17 protein-coding genes are annotated in these 18,459 nt (G+C 44.8%); 5 read left to right on the top strand and 12 right to left on the bottom strand.

What is annotated here, in order from left to right; genetic code table 11:
• Positions 1 to 4: 4 nt before the first annotated feature.
• The 7 genes from LAY41_RS01680 to LAY41_RS01650 all read right to left on the bottom strand — a co-directional run bounded on the left by LAY41_RS01680 (position 5) and on the right by LAY41_RS01650 (position 7,916).
• Positions 5 to 475 carry a DUF29 domain-containing protein gene (locus LAY41_RS01680; protein WP_249093414.1) on the bottom strand — a complete coding sequence of 157 codons (471 nt, stop codon included), beginning with the start codon at positions 473 to 475 and terminating at the stop codon, positions 5 to 7.
• A gap of 39 nt (positions 476 to 514) precedes the next feature.
• Positions 515 to 1,096 carry a Uma2 family endonuclease gene (locus LAY41_RS01675; protein WP_249093410.1) on the bottom strand — a complete coding sequence of 194 codons (582 nt, stop codon included), beginning with the start codon at positions 1,094 to 1,096 and terminating at the stop codon, positions 515 to 517.
• Between the two features lie 33 nt (positions 1,097 to 1,129).
• The gene (locus LAY41_RS01670) at positions 1,130 to 3,928 is read right to left on the bottom strand and encodes a two-partner secretion domain-containing protein (protein WP_249093407.1); all 2,799 of its coding nucleotides are present in this window, start codon (positions 3,926 to 3,928) and stop codon (positions 1,130 to 1,132) included.
• Positions 3,929 to 4,137: 209 nt separating this feature from the next.
• A complete protein-coding gene (locus tag LAY41_RS01665; protein ID WP_249093405.1) occupies positions 4,138 to 4,743 on the bottom strand; it encodes a Uma2 family endonuclease in 606 nt (201 codons plus the stop codon).
• A 66-nt stretch (positions 4,744 to 4,809) separates the two neighbouring features.
• Positions 4,810 to 5,148, bottom strand: coding sequence for a XisI protein (locus LAY41_RS01660; RefSeq protein ID WP_249093402.1), 339 nt, complete (start codon positions 5,146 to 5,148; stop codon positions 4,810 to 4,812).
• The gene (locus LAY41_RS01655; protein WP_249093400.1) at positions 5,136 to 5,555 is read right to left on the bottom strand and encodes a XisH family protein; all 420 of its coding nucleotides are present in this window, start codon (positions 5,553 to 5,555) and stop codon (positions 5,136 to 5,138) included. The genes LAY41_RS01660 and LAY41_RS01655 overlap by 13 nt, the downstream gene beginning before the upstream one ends.
• A 78-nt stretch (positions 5,556 to 5,633) precedes the next feature.
• On the bottom strand, positions 5,634 to 7,916 hold the full coding sequence (locus LAY41_RS01650; RefSeq protein WP_249093396.1) for a DNA phosphorothioation-associated putative methyltransferase: 2,283 nt from the start codon (positions 7,914 to 7,916) through the stop codon (positions 5,634 to 5,636).
• A 299-nt stretch (positions 7,917 to 8,215) separates the two neighbouring features.
• Here LAY41_RS01650 and LAY41_RS01645 point away from each other — a divergent pair, with 299 nt between their 5' ends.
• Positions 8,216 to 8,800 carry a Uma2 family endonuclease gene (locus tag LAY41_RS01645; RefSeq protein ID WP_249093393.1) on the top strand — a complete coding sequence of 195 codons (585 nt, stop codon included), beginning with the start codon at positions 8,216 to 8,218 and terminating at the stop codon, positions 8,798 to 8,800.
• 43 nt (positions 8,801 to 8,843) lie between these two features.
• Here the strand turns inward: LAY41_RS01645 and LAY41_RS01640 are convergent, their stop codons facing one another.
• Positions 8,844 to 9,317: a KGK domain-containing protein gene (locus LAY41_RS01640; RefSeq protein WP_249093390.1), complete on the bottom strand. Its 474-nt coding sequence runs from the start codon at positions 9,315 to 9,317 to the stop codon at positions 8,844 to 8,846.
• Between the two features lie 38 nt (positions 9,318 to 9,355).
• On the opposite strand from LAY41_RS01640, the gene LAY41_RS01635 reads away from it, so the two are divergent.
• The gene (locus LAY41_RS01635; protein ID WP_249093387.1) at positions 9,356 to 11,518 is read left to right on the top strand and encodes a Tex family protein; all 2,163 of its coding nucleotides are present in this window, start codon (positions 9,356 to 9,358) and stop codon (positions 11,516 to 11,518) included.
• Between the two features lie 82 nt (positions 11,519 to 11,600).
• Positions 11,601 to 11,852 carry an SIR2 family protein gene (locus LAY41_RS01630; RefSeq protein WP_249093385.1) on the top strand — a complete coding sequence of 84 codons (252 nt, stop codon included), beginning with the start codon at positions 11,601 to 11,603 and terminating at the stop codon, positions 11,850 to 11,852.
• Positions 11,853 to 11,957: 105 nt separating this feature from the next.
• Here the strand turns inward: LAY41_RS01630 and LAY41_RS01625 are convergent, their stop codons facing one another.
• Positions 11,958 to 13,244 carry a Glu/Leu/Phe/Val family dehydrogenase gene (locus tag LAY41_RS01625; protein WP_249093383.1) on the bottom strand — a complete coding sequence of 429 codons (1,287 nt, stop codon included), beginning with the start codon at positions 13,242 to 13,244 and terminating at the stop codon, positions 11,958 to 11,960.
• A 396-nt stretch (positions 13,245 to 13,640) separates the two neighbouring features.
• On the opposite strand from LAY41_RS01625, the gene LAY41_RS01620 reads away from it, so the two are divergent.
• On the top strand, positions 13,641 to 14,459 hold the full coding sequence (locus LAY41_RS01620; protein ID WP_249093380.1) for a fumarylacetoacetate hydrolase family protein: 819 nt from the start codon (positions 13,641 to 13,643) through the stop codon (positions 14,457 to 14,459).
• On the opposite strand, the gene LAY41_RS01615 is transcribed toward LAY41_RS01620, so the two are convergent.
• The 3 genes from LAY41_RS01615 to LAY41_RS01605 all read right to left on the bottom strand — a co-directional run bounded on the left by LAY41_RS01615 (position 14,456) and on the right by LAY41_RS01605 (position 16,708).
• A complete protein-coding gene (locus LAY41_RS01615; protein ID WP_249093378.1) occupies positions 14,456 to 14,944 on the bottom strand; it encodes a Tic20 family protein in 489 nt (162 codons plus the stop codon). The two genes, LAY41_RS01620 and LAY41_RS01615, sit on opposite strands and share 4 nt — an antisense overlap.
• Before the next feature lie 215 nt (positions 14,945 to 15,159).
• Positions 15,160 to 15,402, bottom strand: coding sequence for a zinc ribbon domain-containing protein (locus LAY41_RS01610; protein ID WP_476726971.1), 243 nt, complete (start codon positions 15,400 to 15,402; stop codon positions 15,160 to 15,162).
• A 61-nt stretch (positions 15,403 to 15,463) separates the two neighbouring features.
• Positions 15,464 to 16,708 (bottom strand): RNA-guided endonuclease InsQ/TnpB family protein, encoded by a 1,245-nt coding sequence (locus LAY41_RS01605; RefSeq protein WP_275973858.1) that lies wholly within the window; start codon positions 16,706 to 16,708, stop codon positions 15,464 to 15,466.
• A 414-nt stretch (positions 16,709 to 17,122) separates the two neighbouring features.
• Between LAY41_RS01605 and glyA the strand changes: the two genes are divergently transcribed.
• Positions 17,123 to 18,406 (top strand): serine hydroxymethyltransferase, encoded by a 1,284-nt coding sequence (glyA, locus tag LAY41_RS01600; RefSeq protein ID WP_338022914.1) that lies wholly within the window; start codon positions 17,123 to 17,125, stop codon positions 18,404 to 18,406.
• Positions 18,407 to 18,459: the final 53 nt, after the last annotated feature.

Raw genomic sequence — 18,459 nt, 5'->3', positions numbered from 1 at the left:
TGAACTAGCTATGATCGGGAAACGAGTTTAACTCTAAAATTTGTTCCAAAGATCCAATTGGTGTTACCGGAAATGTATGGAGCGAAAGTTTTGAACGATCGCTTGCTTCTGCTCTTGCTTCTTCGTAGCATTCGTCAAAAATTTCTAGGATGTAAGGCTTCAGGCTGGGACTATCTTTCAGTCGATCTTTAATTTCTCTCCGAAATGTTCGGATCTCACCTTTCCAGTGACCTTCATTACGTTCTCGTTCGGCATCCCAGTATTTAAGTTTCAATAGATGTTCTAGAAGTCGAATTAATAAACTTTTAATTGCTCGCTTCTCGCTTCTACCCATACTCTCCAACTCTTCGATCAAGTTATCTATATCTACGACATAAAATTGACCGACACGAAGTTGGTTTATAGTTGTTTTAATCCAAAGATAATAATCTTGGCTATATAACGTCTGAGTTGTTAGTTGCGATGGTTGCGCCATACAGTTGTTTAACTATTTTTAAACACTCTAAATTGAGTTTCAGCTTAGATTAATTCCTTGTCGAAACTCTTTCACTGCTTGAACGTGGTTGGATAAGTTAATGCAACGAGTCAGGAGTTCTATATTTAAATTTGGTAAAACCTCCGATCGCTCGATTTCAACATATCCGTCAGAACCCAGAGCATACAGCAACAGCTTTCCTTTTTCCCAGAACCAAACTTCAGGAATTTGAAGGCGCTTGTATGCTTCCAGTTTGTTAATTCCTCCGCTGGTAACAGTAACTTCAATAACGAGATCTGGATGTTCGCGATCGGGCCTTAGTTCGTATGACTTATCCGCTTCGCGTTTTACTTGTTCTACTTCACTTTCCAGCGTCATAGACCCAGTGGGGGTATAATCAAAGCCAGCAAGTTCTAAATAAGTATCTAGTAACGTTCCGATCCGTTCCTTAACAGTTTCGTGTTTCTTACCAGGCATCTTTACGATTTCCAGCACTCCATCTAAAAATGACAACCGTAACCCCGGACGATCGATCAATTGCTCAACTGCTTTGAATTCGCGCCATGTCAAACCGTCGATTAAAATCGGTTCGTCCAGACGTTCTACTGTGGAAGCGGTCATAGAAATTCTCCGATCGATTCGAGTAATGCTTCTTTAAAGATGACACCCAGGTGAAGTATTCCAAGGAGTTTGGGAGGTAACGCTAGGTGCTTGGGCGACCAATTTTATTCTACCTCGATCGTCGATCGCCCATCCCGTCGCCTCGATAATTGGCGACTGTTGATTGACAGAAGGAAGAATCACTCTGCTACGAACTTGCTCTCCCCCGACTATACCAGACACTCGTGGTATGTTATACCAACTATTGAGGGGGTCGTAAGGGGTGACGGGTAAACCGCCGCGTCCGACGACGGCAAAGCGATTTCCCCCTGAAGCTGGACAACCTTGGGCAATGCTCGCGCTCACATCGTCGAAATTTGCCGAGAACTCTACTAACCCAGAACTGGGGTCAACATCCGGTGTGTTGATTTCTACAGTCCCATTGAACTGGACACCAAGGTCAGAAGTGGCGGTAATATCGCTCTGTGGGGTCAAGCTATCCCGGAATTGAGTGCCAAAGATGCCTTGTGCAGTGATACTAACTCTACCGCCAGAACCTCTTTGTGCGTTAGCCGTAATATCGCTATTTTCTAGAGCTACTAAGGTATTGGTATTAATATTGATGTTACCGCCAGTAGTATTACCCGCATCTGTTGCGATGCGACTATTGCGGCGCAATTGGAGATCCCGTGCTTGGAGGTTAATATTTGCTCCTGTACCGGATGCAGTTCTGCCATCAATGCTACCTTGGTTATCGAGAACTAGAGCATCACCTACAACATTAATATTACCAGCCCGCCCCGTGGACAACGCCTGGACATTGACCGTCGCTCCATCCCGGACAATTAATCGATTTGCATTCAGATTCACCGAACCCGCATTCGCCGTAGCGCTGGGATTGGAAAAGGTCAACACGCTGCCAACGGAAGCCTCAATTTTACTAATAAATCGACCGTTATTCCCACTGCCAATGACTTCTACACGACCCGCATCAATCGTGACGTTTCCGGCATCTCCCGCGCCTAAAGATGCCGCAGTAATTATGCCTCCATCCCGCAGGATCAGCACGGGGGTGTAAATTTGGATATCGCCTGCTCGATTCGAGGTAGTGGTTTGAGTGGCGAGAAAACTAGGAATCTGACCCATATTCGCCAAAACCCCAGAGATACCAACCACTTCTATCGACTCAGCGGCCCTAATTGTTAAATTCCCCCCAGATCCCCCAGTCGTAGCAAATAAGCTTTCTCCTATAATGCTACCACTTGATAAAGTAATCCCGGCTCCCTCTGAGGCAATCAACCGCTTCGTATCAATGGTAATGTCCCCCGCTTTCCCCAAACCAAGAGTGGTGGTGTTGATGTTGGTTTGCAGAATACTTCCATCAGGTGTACGCAACAATTCTACTGATTCAGACGCTTTAATATCGATATTCCCCGATGCTGCCTGACTGCGGGTGACGGTGGTAATAATACTACCATCCCGCACTATGAACCTTTCTCCCTCAAAGATAATGTTTCCTCCTATGCCGGTACTCCCCTGAAATGTGCCGCTGTTGATGACAGAACCGACCAGATCGAAAACCCTGGCACGGATGGTCATATTTCCGCCATTGCCAGCACCTAAAGTGGCGCTACCTGCTCCCACCCCATTTTCTATCAGCAATCTAGGGGTATCAATCGTAATAATTCCGGCGTTTCCCGAAGCAGCAGTGCTACTAAGGAGAACAATTTGCGGGTCAAAAGGGTCGATAGTTCCCGATACCAGAAACTTAGCGATAAACTGTTGATAACTCTCAACTCCAATCCCACTGAGTTCCACTGAGTCGGTAGCGCGGATATTCACAGCACCCCCCGTACCATTTCCCAGTGTCAGGGTGGATATTTGCGCTCCACCCTCTGCCCGCAAGTTTTGGGCATTAATGTCAATACCTCTACCATCAATATTTCCCAGTGTCAGTCCATAAATTACTGAACTGCTGATGATGACATTTCCACCCCTGATGTCAATTTTTCCACCTCCTAATCCGCTGGTATTTATAAATGCACCATTCATTTCAATATTGCCGAAGTTCTGAATATTGCTGTAGTTTAAATTCACACCAAAAGCCGTTGGTTCAAATTGCACTAAACCTGGACTTTTGACGCTACCCAGTAATATTTGTCCCGTATAAGCTGTTAAATTTCCTCCTAACAGTTGGATATCTCCCCCAATTAAGGCTAAAGTTTGACCAGGAGCTACTGCTAAACCAAGTTTGTTAGAAACAGGAATTTCTACGGGCAGTGGTGGTAAGGTTGGTGTGGGGCCGATCGCTTGCGAACGATTCACTATCCGACCTGGATTCGCTCCAAACTGCAAACCTACTGGCACGTTGATTGTCAGCAAGGATGGCGCGGTTGGATTGGTGGCGCTAAATTCGCTGCCATCTATAAATCTAATATTGTTGGCAGTTGAACCGATAAACGATCCGCCGATATTTAATTGCGCGTTCTGTCCAAAGATAATTCCGTTGGGATTAATTAAAAATAAGTTGGCTGTGCCGTTAGCTCTAATTAATCCATCTATATTCGAGATATTCTTACCAGTGATGCGACTGAAGATATTTTGAATATCTAATCCGTTATTGAAAAATGCTTCTGTACCTGTGGGGATGGAAAATTCTTGAAAACTGTGAAATAAATTGCCACCAGTAGATGTACCGCCTTCGATGCGGATGGTATTGCCATTAGGGATAGCAATGCTATTATTCGGTAGCGTGGTATCTGGAACTATCTGTGCGGTGGTGGCGTTGGGGTAAAACAGCCACAAACTCCAGAGGGTAGTTGCCAAATAGAGCTTGAGATTCAACTGGTTCATCTTTTTTGAAGTTTAACCTCACCAAAAGCACTGAAATTGAGCGCTAATGCGGGAAACCGCATTAGCACCCTCAGCATCTATTGTACTCTTTTTGGTTTGTCAATCACCCAAAGGGGAATTTTGGACTCTAGGCCAATCTGGTATAAGAGCCCTAAAGCGCAACAACATACCTAGAATGCAAGTAACTAGCAACTTGAGATACTAGAGTTTCAGGTCGGCATAATGTCGTCGAGTCTCAGTTGTAAATTGGGAAACAGGTAAGAAGAGATAGGATCTCCCAAGCGATATTGTTGTTGCTGGTACGCACCATTCACTAACTGATAGATTGTGAAAGTAGGTTGCTTTGGATTGCCGATAAATTGCATACCACCCAAGCCACGAAAGTCCACAATCCAATATTCTAGGATATTCAAATAAGCGTATTCTTCCACTTTTCTTGCATAATCATCTTGCCAATTGTTGCTGACTACTTCAGCAACAAGCTTAATGGTACTACCGTTACAAATTACTGGTTCTTTTTGCCAAAGTGGTTCTTGAGTAAGTTCGGCTTTATCTAAAACAATTACGTCAGGACGCAGCGCTGTGGCTTGAGCGGATAGTGGTTTTATCAAACAAGTTTTTGGTACTAACCAGTTGAAATTAGCCCGAAAAATTTCGACATAGATTCTACCAGCAATACTCCCGGCAACAGCTTCGTGAGGACCAGTAGGTTCCATATCTCTGAGTTCTCCGTCAATTAGTTCATAGCGTGTATTATCCCCATATTGGGCGATAAACTCCTCAAAGTTAAGTAGTTTGGGTGGGGTGTAGGTCATATTTTAACGGGACGTAGCTTACTCCAGAGCGATCGGCAAATCCCCAAGTTTTCTGTCTTTACTTACTCATCCTACGGCATATTCCGTATATTGTCGCATATACGGGGGTTGAAATCCAAGTACGATATCTTCTTTGAGGACTCCCATTTTCACGAGTTCATCGGCGACATCTTCTTCTGTCCGATTCCACTGAATCCAAATCTTTTCATTCTCGATCTCAAAATGCAGTACAGGCCCAAAGATTCGATTTTCGTTACGCCAGCCGATGAAAATTAACTGATAGCGGTCTTGTTCTTTATCAAAAATAGTTTTAGCTTCAAATTTTTCATTAACTGAACTTCGTTTTTTGGCATATTCTGTCAAGACTTTCTGGATAGATTGACGATATTTTTCTAAGTCTGCCATTGGACTATTTCCTCCTTTTTGGGGTCGTAAACAATGAGGTAAACTTGACTGCGTTGAATTACGGATTGAATAAACGATCTGCTAAAAAAGTTATTGTAAGTATTGAGAGGAACTGCTAAATACAAAACTCGTTCTGGTTCTCGTTCTTGTAAAGCATAGCGATAATTAATATACTGTCCGATCGCAGTATGAAATTCAAAAATCGTAGATGCGCTCAAAAAGCTCTTTATTTCAACAGCTATTTTTTTGCTGTCTTTCTGAGCGGCAATAATTTTTTCCGCACCCAGATCGACATACATATCAGTAAGACCGTCTACTTGTAGCGTTAAAAGATCGTGGGTAATTTGCCAATTATCTTTTTGTAAAGCTTTTTTGGCTACATCATGAAATCGATCTTTAGCTGACATATTTTATCGTATCTTTTCTGATTAGATTATATCTCATCAAATTAAAATTAGCAAATCTAAATTTGCGCTCGCTATTCATTACTTCTTTTTCCTTGCTCTGATTGCCGATCGCACTAACTTTATCCGGTAGGGATCGGCATCTTTTCGCCAGTATAAATGATAATTGCGTATTTCTGCACAATGTTCCTCTAAACAGCGTTGCCAACCTTTAATAGTTTTGATCGCATTCCAATCGTCAAACAGTCCCCTGTTTTCTTCTTGCTGGCTGAGTTTGGCAAACTTATCATAACCCGGATAGTTGGGTGTGACAACAGTTTCTTTGCGATGCCAAACTGGGGGATCTTTAAAATCTTCATAATCCCGATAAGTAACGTGCAAATCTCTGAGATCGATGTGCATACTTGTATATAATACAGGATGAGGCTCTGTATCAAAATATGGATAAAATAAATAAGATATCTTTGGTTTGTTGGTGTGAAATTTGATTAAAGTTGCGCCATCCATGCGACCGATCGTTTTGCTGGCGCAACCTTCATAAATTCTCAATCGATAATCGAGTTGAGATAAAGCAGAAACGTGAATATACAAAGCATTTGGTCGTTTGTGACCGATCGCACTTTCTTCGCAGCATTTGGCAATTATACTCAGATCGCCTAAGCTAAATAAGATGCGATCGCTGATTTGGCAAGCTAAGTTATAATTACCAAAAAACGCTTTAATATCCTGTTTAACGGCAGGTGCTAGGTAGCGAAACTTGGGCCGATCGCTAAATTTACCCAAAGCAAGGTAAAGTAGTAAATCCGAACGGCGTTTTTCCGTTATTTCATCCCATTCTTCTTGGTCAGTAGCTTGTAAAATTACCTGAAAAGCTCGACTTATTTTCCCAAATTCAAATTTGATCTCCGCCTCCGATGCTAACTCTCCCGGTACGGGAAGACGACCCCGTTCCGTAACGAAAGCCATCAAAGATGCTAGCAAATCTTTATAATCTTCAAAATGCTTAAATGCAGTGAGTATTTTAGGAGTATAAAGACGCGATCGACAGCGGTAAGCACGAAAGTTTTGAGCTTTGGTTTCATCTCGAAAAACAAAGTAAATTCCCAAAGCGATCGGAATAGAATCAACACCAAGCACTTGGTCAATATAAATTTTTAGTTCTTCTTGTTCGTAATATTTCTGAAAAGTATTGTGACGAGTGATCGCGCCATCACCGTAAGCAATTTGACCTTGCTTTTCATCATCAATCAAGACCTGTGCGGAAACGAGTAAAACTTGACTGGTAAGTTCCCAAGCTGTTTGTAAAGCTTCTCTCCGTTCATCGATAAATTCTATAACATTAATTACATAGCCAATATTGACAATATCAGCAGAGTTGTGAGGATTATTTGGGAAGTAATAAGGGTCCCATCCACTACAGGTGTAACCGCGTTCGGTAAGGCGAGTAACATCACCACCGTGACCGCAACCATAATCAAAAAAAGTTGTGTTATCATTCAATAAGTTAGCTTCCAAAGCGAGACGCACCGGACGCGAAAAATCGCTGCGAACAATTGCGGCTCTGTGGCGTTCTATTTTAGGAATTGATAATTGGTAATTAGGGTTGCTTTCCTTTTCTCCCACTCCCCCACTCTCCCACTCTCCCCCTCCTTTCTCGGTGGCTCGAACGACACGATGACCTTGGATTTCAACACCTTCATTTTCTAAACATTGCAACCAACCTTTACGAGTTCCAATTACACTGGTGTGGTTGAGAAGTCCTAATTTTTCTTCTTGGCGGGTGAGTTGGTCAAATTCTGCGTATTGGGGATAGTCGGGAGTGACAAAAGTTTCTTTGCGGTGGAGAATGGGAGGATTTTCAGCATTAGAATAATCGCGGTAGCTGATGACAGGCGAGACGCCTGTCCCACAAGAGTTTTGCAGGTCTGTCCCACAAGAGTTTTGCAGGTCTGTCCCACAAGAGTTTTGCAGGTCTGTCCCACAAGAGTTTTGCAGGTCAATTTGGACGCTGGCGCGTAAGGTGGGATGGGGATCTGTGTCGAAATCGGGATAGAAAAGATAGGAGATTTTTGGCTCAGTTGTGTGGAATTTGATTATATTTGCGCCATCCATTCCGGTGGCGATAATCTGGGAAAATCTCTCGTAGTGGAGGCGTAGCATGGGGTCGAGTTTTGCGATCGCAGAAATATGTACGTATAAAGCGTTGGGTAATTTTTTACCTACTTGACTTCCTTGACAACAATTTTCAAGGATTCCAGGTTCTTGTAGTCGGGATATTATCTGAACTGTCTTGTCACATTCAGCACCCAAAACTTGTAACTCAGCCGATCGCGCATCTGGGGATGGAGAATCTAAACTATCCATAGTCTTATCCCAAACTGAATTCGCACTCTTAGTCACATAGATTAGCGCTCAGTTAGTTAATTAGGCAAATATGTTAAAGAATGTGAATCGCGTTTGGCGAGTCAAAGTGGGTGCAGAAACCGGGTTTCTGGTAGAGGGTCCGATCGCCTTGTCAGGGATATACAGCGCTTTTCGGGTGAGTGAGGTACAGAGATTCCCGACAACTCCTGCGAAGTCGGGGATCTCTCCACATAGCCTGTACTTCATCCGACTGGCAGCGATATAATATCTAAACAGGCTAGCTGGATAAAAATACTGCTATGACTCTTACCACTTCCAAACGCTTTACCATTGAGGAATATCACCGTCTAGCAGAACTGGGATTCTTCACTGAAAATGAACGAGTTGAATTAATCAAGGGAGAAATTATCCAAATGGCGGCAAAAGGGACACTTCATACAACTTGTTGCAGCAATTTACTAGAAGAACTAGCAGGACTGGTAGCGGGTCGAGCCAAGCTACGATGCCAAGATCCCATTGTTTTAGCATCAAACAGCGAACCTGAACCAGATTTTGCGATTGTCAGGCTACGGGATGATAATTACTTATCTGCTCATCCTAATCCATCAGATATTCTGCTGGTAATTGAAATTTCTGACTCCACACTAAAATATGACCAAGATGTGAAAATACCCCTTTATGCCGAGGGGGGTATTTCTGACTACTGGATATTTAATTTAGTTAAAAATCACTTAGAAGCTTACAGCCAACCTTATCAAGAATTGCAAGGAAGTTTCGGCTACAGGATGAAGCAGATTATATTGCCAAATCAAACATTCGCATTACCCTACTTTCCTGATTTGTCACTCGATTTATCTAAAGTGTTTTCTGGAATTTCGGGTTAGAAGAAAAAGAGCGATCGCTCCTCACAATTTTGTTAAAATGACTCTAACCATCTTGGAGCAACTTGCGAAGATCTTCTAGAGGTGATTCTGGTTCAAGAGGTTCATCAGGACAAAACTCTACAACAAACTGAATTTTAATTCCTCCCTTATTGTCAAAACCTATATCAGCCTGAATTCTCAGTTTTCCTTCTTGCCAACTTTTAGCACCCATTCTTAGGAATTTACAATTTATTCCTTCACGGTCAGAGATCCAATTAATATTGGTAAATTTAATAAATGTGTTTGGGTTATTGGTAGGAATCTTTAAGCAAGATAAAATATCAATAACTCTGTCGCTTGATTGTTGGTTCATTCGATGCCCAAAGTTATCTCCAATATTCCGTTCCACCAACTCCCTAAATCTAGCCACCGTGTACGCATCTTGATTAAATAACAACACATCCTCATCGCAGTCCAACGATTTGAAGCTATCATTCATAATGTAAAGAGTAATATAAGTATAGTGGGCATTGTCCATCTTACCAATATACTAGCGATCGCTAACGTCCAGAACAAATGCTCAATATCCCTCAACTCCTCGCACAAGAACTTGCCGTCAATACCACGCAAGTCAACAACGCACTCGAACTTTTCGCTGAGGGTGCTACCATTCCCTTTATCGCACGCTACCGCAAAGAGCGTACCGGCGGACTTGACGAAATCCAACTTCGGAACATTTCTGATAAATATACCTATCTGACCGAACTGGAAGAACGGAAGAAGACGATTTTGGATGCAATATCGTCCCAAGGCAAACTCACCGACGAACTCAAAGCCAAAATCGAATACTGCTTACAGAAAAACGAAATTGAAGATTTATATCTTCCCTACAGACCGAAACGGCGCACCCGCGCAACCATTGCTAGAGAAAAAGGTTTAGAACCGCTGGCACAATTCATCAAATCCTTGAACGCTCGCAATGGGAAACCTGTATCTTTGGAAGAAGAAGCGGCCAAATACATTTCCGAAGAAAAAGATGTCAAAACTGCCGAAGAGGCTCTCAAAGGTGCTGCCGATATTTTAGCAGAAGAAGTATCAGAAAAAGCAGAATTGCGTATTTATCTGCGCGAATATCTGATGGATGAAGGCGAATTCGTCTCGCGCATTAAAGATGAGCATCCCGAAGGAAGCACTAAGTTTGAGATGTATCGGAATTATCAGATTCGGGTCAAAAATATTGCGCCGCATAATTTGCTCGCATTACTCCGAGGTGAAAATGAAGGAATCCTGAATTTGGATGTCTCCTTCGATGAATCATTTGTGTTGTCTTATCTGGAGTCGCAGGAAATTAAGACGAAGGTGCCAGCAGTGCGACAGTTCTACCAAGAAATGCTCAAAGATGGGTTTAACCGTCTGATCAAAACTTCTCTAATTACAGAAGTGCGTACTGATAGAAACACTTACGCCGATCTGGAATCAATCAAGACGTTTGAAACCAATCTGCGCGAGTTGTTACTGTCTTCTCCTGCGGGGATGAAGCCGACATTGGCGATCGATCCAGGATTTCGCAGTGGTTGCAAAGTTTCTGTGCTTTCGGAAACTGGGAAATTTTTGGAATACCACGCTATTTTCCCACATCAAGCCGCCGCACAGCGCACTCAGGCTGCTAACACGGTCAAAAAGCTGATTGAAAAGTACAATATCCAGCTGATCGCCATTGGGAACGGTACAGCTTCCCGCGAGACAGATGAGTTTGTCTCGGAAGTTTTGACGACGATCGATCGCCAACCGATTAAAGTGATGGTGAACGAGTCTGGTGCATCGATTTATTCGGCTTCTGATGTTGCGATCGCAGAATTTCCCGATCTCGATATTACCGTGCGCGGCGCTATCAGCATCGGTCGCCGTTTGCAAGACCCCTTAGCCGAACTGGTGAAGATAGATCCAAAGTCGATCGGCGTCGGACAATATCAGCACGATGTCGATCAAAAGTTGCTCAAGAAAAAGTTGGATGAAACAGTTGAAAGCTGCGTCAACTATGTCGGCGTAGACTTAAATATGGCATCCAAAGAACTGCTGACTTTCGTTTCTGGGATGACGCCAACCGTTGCCAAAAATATCGTTACCTATCGCAACGAAAATGGCGCGTTCAAAAATCGTCGCGAACTAATGAAAGTGCCAAAATTAGGGCCGAAAGCATTTGAACAAGCGGCTGGTTTCTTGCGGATTCGCGGTGGCGATAACCCCTTGGATAACACCGCCGTCCATCCTGAAAGTTATGGCGTAGTGGAGGCGATCGCATCAGATCTCAATATACCCTTGACTCAAATAACACAAATTCCTGAAAAAATCAAGGCGATCGACCTAAAGAAATATGTCACAGATACCGTTGGTATACCAACACTCCGCGATATCATTTCAGAACTGGAAAAGCCGGGAAGAGATCCACGTGCTGAATTCAAATATGCTACCTTCAAAGAAGGAATTAAGGAAATAACAGACCTCAAAATTGGCATAGAGTTAGAAGGTATTGTCACGAATGTAGCTAACTTTGGCGCGTTTGTCGATATCGGCGTGCATCAGGATGGTTTGGTGCATATTTCCCAATTAGCCGATCGATTCATTCAAGATCCAAAAGATATTGTCAAAGTGGGACAAGTTGTGAAAGTGCAGGTGCTAGAAATAAATGAAAAATTGAAACGAATCAGCTTATCGATGAAAGCAGTTAAACAAGGCTAATTTCGCGAATAAATCGGAATAATCTGGGTGTTGACGATGACCGAAGGGAGTCCAATCAATTTCTCAACCTACACAAACATAGTTGTGCGAGTACCTTTCAGCATTAGCTGAGTGGAGCTCTAAGCGATCGCTCCGGGAATGCGACTTATTTGTTGCCGTTGGCACATCGGGTACAGTATTCCCGGCTGCCAACTTTGTCAGGTCAGCAGCTTACGTCGGTGCTAGGACGATAATAGTCAATCTCGAACCTATAAATCCACCAAATCCATCATTACAGGAGGAATACCTTGGGCGTGCAGAAGAAGTTCTGCCCCGATTGCTGGGAAGCAGGTAGTAGGAAATTCCCATTCCCACTGCCCATTATATCATGGTACGTAGTTGCGCTTTAGCGCTATAAGAGCGCTAAAGCGCAACTACGTACCTATTACCCATTACTACTTCAAGGATACAAACCCCGATCGCTCAGTGCCTGTGCAACCCGACCCACACCCAGCGTATAAGCCGCTACCCGCAGAGGCACCTGCCGCATCTTCGACTGTTTGATCACCTCGTGATAGGCGTGTACCATCAAGCCTTCCATTTCACGGTTAACCCGTTCCTCATCCCAAAATACGTAGGAAAGACCCTGCACCCACTCCAGATAGCTCACCACCACACCGCCAGCATTGGCTAAGATATCTGGCAGCACAGTCACACCCCGCGCCTCCAACGCCAAGTCTGCTGCCAGAGTTACCGGGCCATTAGCCGCCTCTGCTACAAACTTGGCTCGCACTTCATGCACGTTATCTTCAGTTATCTGGTTTTCCAAAGCCGCCGGAATTAAGACATCGCAAGGCAGAGCCAACAATTCAGCATTAGTAACTGGTACGCTTCCAGGAAACCCGGCAATTCTTCTGTTATTCTCGGCTGCATAAACTTTCAAAGCCTGGATGTCCAGACCTTCTGGATTAAATATCCCGCCTGACACATCCGAAACAGCCATAACCTTGGCCCCGGCTTCATCCAGCAATACAGCCGCTGCGCCTCCCACATTTCCAAAGCCTTGGATTACTACCTTTGTACCCGCCAGGGTTTCACCCCGTTCTGCTAAAGCTTCCCGCACGATAATCATCACGCCGCGTCCGGTTGCCATTTCCCGCCCCCTGGAACCACCGATCGAAATTGGCTTCCCAGTTACAATCCCCGGTACGGCGTGACCGACATTCATTGAATAGGTGTCCATCATCCAAGCCATTTCGCGAGCGGAAGTGCCTACGTCTGGCGCTGGAATGTCAACTGAAGGGCCGATATCTTTAATTAATTCGCTGGTGTAACGGCGGGTAATTCGCTCTAATTCGCCGACGCTGTAACGTGCGGGATCGATCGCAATTCCACCCTTAGCACCGCCGTAGGGAATCCCTACCAAGGCGCATTTCCAGGTCATCAGCATTGCCAGCGCTGATATTTCTCGCAGCGTGACAGCCGGATGGTAACGGGTTCCACCTTTGTATGGTCCAAGAACGTCACAGTGCTGCACCCGATGTCCCGCCAGAACCTGAACTTGCCCGTTATCCAGTTTTACGGGAATCGAAACGGTAACAACTTTGCGCGGGTGGCTCATAACCTCCAGCAACCCTTGATCCATTCGTAACTCTTTCGCTGCTTGTTCTAGGTAGCTACAAGCTTGATCGAATGGGCAGATGTGCCCATGGGAAGCAGTTTCAAGCGACAGCAGTGCTTGGTTCATATACTTTTCTCTCGATCGCGGTATCTATGCAAACTAAATATCTATCCGTAGCCTAACCTTGAATTATTGAAAAAATAGCAATTTTGTAAAATTCGTTACATTTTCATATTTAAATAAATGGTAAAGAAACTAGGGGCTAGAGGGAGTGGGGGAGTGGGGGAGTGAGGGAGTGGGGGAGCAATTTTCTTCCCTCTTCCCTCTTGCCTAGCCCCTAGCCCCTAACCCCTAGCCCCTTCTTTTGACTTTTGACTTCCCCTAGCCCCTGCTAAATGTCAAAATCTTACTACCAGCTTGCAACCGCGCCACCAAGTCATTTGACAAAAATGAGAAATTGTGGTAATGGGGTGCCTACCAAGACCTTTTCACTGGCTTTCCCAGAGGACATCTGTCATAGTTATGGCAAAACGCTACGTCCGAGTTCAAACTGCAAAGGGACAGATTTACTACGGTTTATTGCAATTAAACCGCAGCGTTACCCTGCTTGATGCGCCACCCTGGTTGCAAGGACAACCGACTGACTCAGAGTTAAAACCAGATACTTATCAAATTTTGGCTCCTTGCGCTCCCTCTAAAGTGGTCGCAGTGGGGAAAAATTATGCAGACCACGCAAATGAGATGGGAACAGATGTCCCCACAGAACCGCTGTTATTTCTCAAGCCATCGACAGCGGTAATCCCGATCGATGGTCCCATCTGGTATCCCTCTGAGTCGCAGCGGGTAGATTATGAAGGTGAGTTGGCTTTGGTGATTGGAGAGCGTTGCATTGATTGTACGCCGCAGCAAGCGCAAACAAAAATTTGGGGTTACACGATCGCTAATGATGTTACAGCACGAGATTTACAAAAGCGAGACAGTCAATGGACAAGGGCCAAGGGTTTCGATACGTTCTGTCCTCTGGGGCCGTGGATTGTCCGCGAATTGAGTCCGGGTGCTAGGTTGCAGACCTTTTTAAACGATAATCGAGAGCCGGTGCAATCTGCCCAGATCGATGAGATGGTGTTTGGGCCCGATCGCTTGGTGTCTTATATCAGTCAGGTGATGACGCTGCTACCTGGGGATGTGGTGTTGACCGGCACCCCAGCGGGGGTTGGGCCAATGCAGGTGGGCGATCGCGTCCGCATTGAAATTGAGGGCATCGGTTATCTAGAAAATACAGTCGTGGCACGGCCCTTAATAAACCGCACCAGTCCCCCTAACACTACCCTTAATTCCTAGCGCACTTGCATATAAACAGCTTCAGAAATCGTGGGAATCTCTGCATAACGGCCTAGCAGCGTCTGCACCACTGAATAAATAACTGCCGCCACCACCCCCAGAAAGATTGTATTTGTCAGAATTTCCCTCACAAATCCTCCCACGATCGGAGCCAGAATAAAACTCAGAATTAAACCGCACAGAGACAGAAGGATGTCAATTAAAATCGCCTGCATAGTGTTGAAGCGAATAAAGTGACTGATGTTCTCATTTCTTACTACCAGAAAAAACAATAGAAAAAAGAGAATCAGGGAGCCAAAAGGTAGAGAGTAGGAAAGCAAGTATATTTGCAGTAAAGGTTGTAGCGGCAACAGGATTATTTGTAAATCAGGAAACTGTTTAAAAAAAGGTCCGCTAAACCTAATTATCACCTCCATAAGTGGCATTAGATAAGCTAGGCAAGCAAAAATCCTGTCTGGAACAGTCGTAGATCCCCGCAAAGTCATCAGTCCATTCTCCTATTAGTTATAGTTTCTAATAAGCTCAGCATAGCGCAGTTGCCGAAGCTCGGCTGACCCCCTACAGCTTTAAGTCCACCCAAAGTTTAGGCTGGGAAGTTATATCAAATCCGTTTGTATTGGATTATTATTCATTCTTCCCCCCTCGCCGCGACCCTGGGGCCTAAACAAATCCGATGTAACCGGAAAGGATATTATGTGAACTACCCACCGAATCGTCGGAGTACCGACTCGCTTCGTGGGCTTCTGCAATCATAGGCGAGTGCCCCAACTTGGACTTTCGTCCTCGCTTTGGTCTTACCTCCCCTCCTACAGCAGAGACGGCTGAACCTTCCGCATGCGAGCATTCTGATTCCCTCTACCCTAATATTTGTTGCTGCGTTTCCATCGCGATCGTGATGAGTTCCGCAGTGAGGACAAATCCATTCCCTCACGTCTAGCGACATCTCAGTGACCTCCTCCCGACGCTAATTGCTAAGGCAATATAGCGCGGGCTTCCCCATATCACTATGAGGCTTTCCTGTTTCTACGGTCGGCTCTAGATACCTTTTTAGGAGTATCCTCGATGACCTCTTCCTCCACAGGCAGCTTGACCCCCAGTCCGAGGGCTGCAAGTCCACGTTGTTCGACTACCATAGCCGCAGCAACGTCCCTATCAGTTACAAACCCGCAATTAAAACATTCATGCACTCGTTGAGACAATTCTTTTTTACCAGTAACTACACCACAATTAGGGCATATTTGACTGGTAAAATTAGCATCAACTTTCTCAAAATAGACATCTCGTTTCCAAGCGACGTGCTTTAATACTTCTAGAAAACCACCAAAGCCAGCATCAAGAGTGTGCTTACACAACATCCCCCTGGACATAGCTTTTAAGTTTAAATCCTCAGCAAATATTATCTGGGCTTGAGCACAAAGATGGTGAGCTACTTGATAATGAAAGTTTTTCCGAGTGTTGTAAATATGTTCATGAAGTCTAGCTACTTTTTGAATAGCTTTAAGTCGATTTTTAGACCCTTTCTGTTTTTTCGATAATCTTCTTTGTAGCCATTTAAGCTTACTTTGAAGTTCCCCAAAAAACTTTGGTCTAGCAATTAATTCCCCTTGAGAAGTAGCAATAAATTTCTCAAGCCCCAAATCAATTCCTAGGGAATTTCCTTGAGGCTTTGTCGAAGGTATTTTAACATCTGATTGAAGGCAAATTACAGCATACCAACCAGAGGCTTTTTTAACTACCTGGACTTGTTTAACAATAAATCCATCAGGAATAGGGCGGTGCAGATTAATTAGAACGCCCCCTATCTTTGGTAGTTTAATCTGAGCCCCCGTAATTGGGTTTTCCTTAAACTGAGGAAAATTCATGGACCGCAACTGACCAGATTTTTTAAACCTAGGAAAACCAAAACTCCTTTTCCAGAAAAAATTAAACGCTTTATCCAAACGACCCATAACCTCTTGCAATACCTGAGACTGAACTTGTTTAAGTTCTGGGTATTGCTTTTTAGCTTGACTTAAGGCTTTTTTCTGTTTATAGTAGTCAGGAAAGGGCTGGTCAGCAGGGATAATATATTCATAATGAAGACTACAAGCATTAACCTGACACTTGCGAGAATTTATCCATTCTTTTCGTTCTGCCAAGGCGTAATTATAAACACATCGACAGATTTCTAGCCAGTCAAGCAATTCTTTCTCTTGACTGGCATCAGGATAAATTCGATAGCAGTAATTTAGGTTTAACACTTCTATCATTTGAACACTTCTGGTCTAGATCATAAAACACTTAGGGAATAAGTGTCAATCCCTAGAAGTTATTATTTGTCAATTTTCGTGGCATCGAGCCACTCAATTGACCCGCCTTTCATCCCGTCGCTAAAACATTGCGGGTACTCACCTGCGGTTCGATATACCCCGCTCGTTTATAGCGCGGGGCTTCTCGGCGGACAGCTAACCTGATAGAAACAATTAGAGCAAAGCAAGGTTTTCGGGAGATCGTGTAAGATCGTACAGACCTTAACGAATGGGTATACAAACCCTAGCTGCTACAGGAGAGTCGCTGAAAATCAGCTAACTCTCCCTGCTAATCTTGATTAAGCGAGGTTGTCAGCACCCCCGGAATCGACCCCGCATTGAATTCCTTATTTTGGTTTCGTAGAGATTTGCCCCGTGACTCATACTAACTTAGACTTCTTAGCCCAGACCGATCCAGTAGTTGCAGAATTTATGCAGCAGGAACTACAGCGCCAACGCGATCATCTGGAGCTGATTGCCAGCGAAAACTTTACGTCGGCGGCTGTTTTGGCAGCACAGGGTTCTGTTTTAACTAACAAGTACGCAGAAGGTTTACCTGGTAAGCGCTACTACGGCGGCTGCGAGTTTATCGATAAAATCGAGCAGCTGGCGATCGATCGCATAAAACAGCTGTTCGGCGCTGCCCATGCCAACGTACAACCCCATTCTGGCGCACAAGCAAATTTTGCCGTCTTCCTATCCTTGCTGCAACCGGGCGACACGATTATGGGAATGGACTTGTCCCACGGAGGACACCTCACCCACGGTTCGCCAGTGAACGTATCCGGGAAGTGGTTTAAAGTTTGTCAGTACGGCGTTAGTCGCGAGACAGAACAATTAGACTATGACCAAGTTCGGGAACAAGCGTTGCAACATCGTCCCAAACTGATTATCTGCGGCTACTCGGCTTATCCCCGCGTCATCGAATTTGATAAGTTCCGCAGCATCGCAGATGAAGTCGGTGCCTACCTGCTAGCCGACATCGCCCACATTGCCGGATTGGTTGCTACAGGACATCACCCCAACCCCCTCCCCCACTGTCATGTCGTCACCACCACCACCCACAAGACTTTGCGCGGCCCCAGGGGTGGTTTAATTATGACCAACGACCCGGAACTGGGCAAGCAGTTCGATAAAGCAGTTTTCCCCGGCACCCAAGGCGGGCCGCTGGAACACGTTATTGCCGCCAAAGCAGTTGCTTTTGGAGAAGCCCTCAAGCCGGAATTTAAAACTTATTCGGCACAAGTAATTAAAAATGCCCGCGCTTTGGCTACCCAACTCCAGCAACGCGGCTTCAAAATTGTTTCTGGTGGGACAGATAATCACCTGCTGCTAATTGACCTGCGCTGCATCGGCATGACCGGCAAACGCGCTGACCAACTTGTGAGCCAAGTTAACATTACGGCTAATAAAAATACCGTTCCCTTCGATACAGAGTCGCCTTTCGTCACCAGCGGCTTGCGGCTGGGTTCGCCAGCAATGACCACACGCGGTATGGGAGAAGCTGAGTTTATCGAGATTGCCGATATAATTGCCGATCGACTCCTGAATCCCGAAGACGAGGCAGTTGGCCAAGAATGTCGGAGTCGGGTGCGATCGTTGTGCGATCGCTTCCCCCTCTATCCTCACCTCAACATACCAGTACCCGTCCTGGTTTAGCGCCTATGAAATCTTTCTCGCCCGAACTTGCGGATTGTTGGCAGGAACAGTGA

Source organism: Argonema galeatum A003/A1 (assembly GCF_023333595.1).
Taxonomy (GTDB): Bacteria; Cyanobacteriota; Cyanobacteriia; order Cyanobacteriales; family Aerosakkonemataceae; genus Argonema; species Argonema galeatum.
The sequence above is the reverse complement of the archived record's forward strand: the minus strand, read 5'-3'. Positions and strand labels throughout refer to the sequence as shown.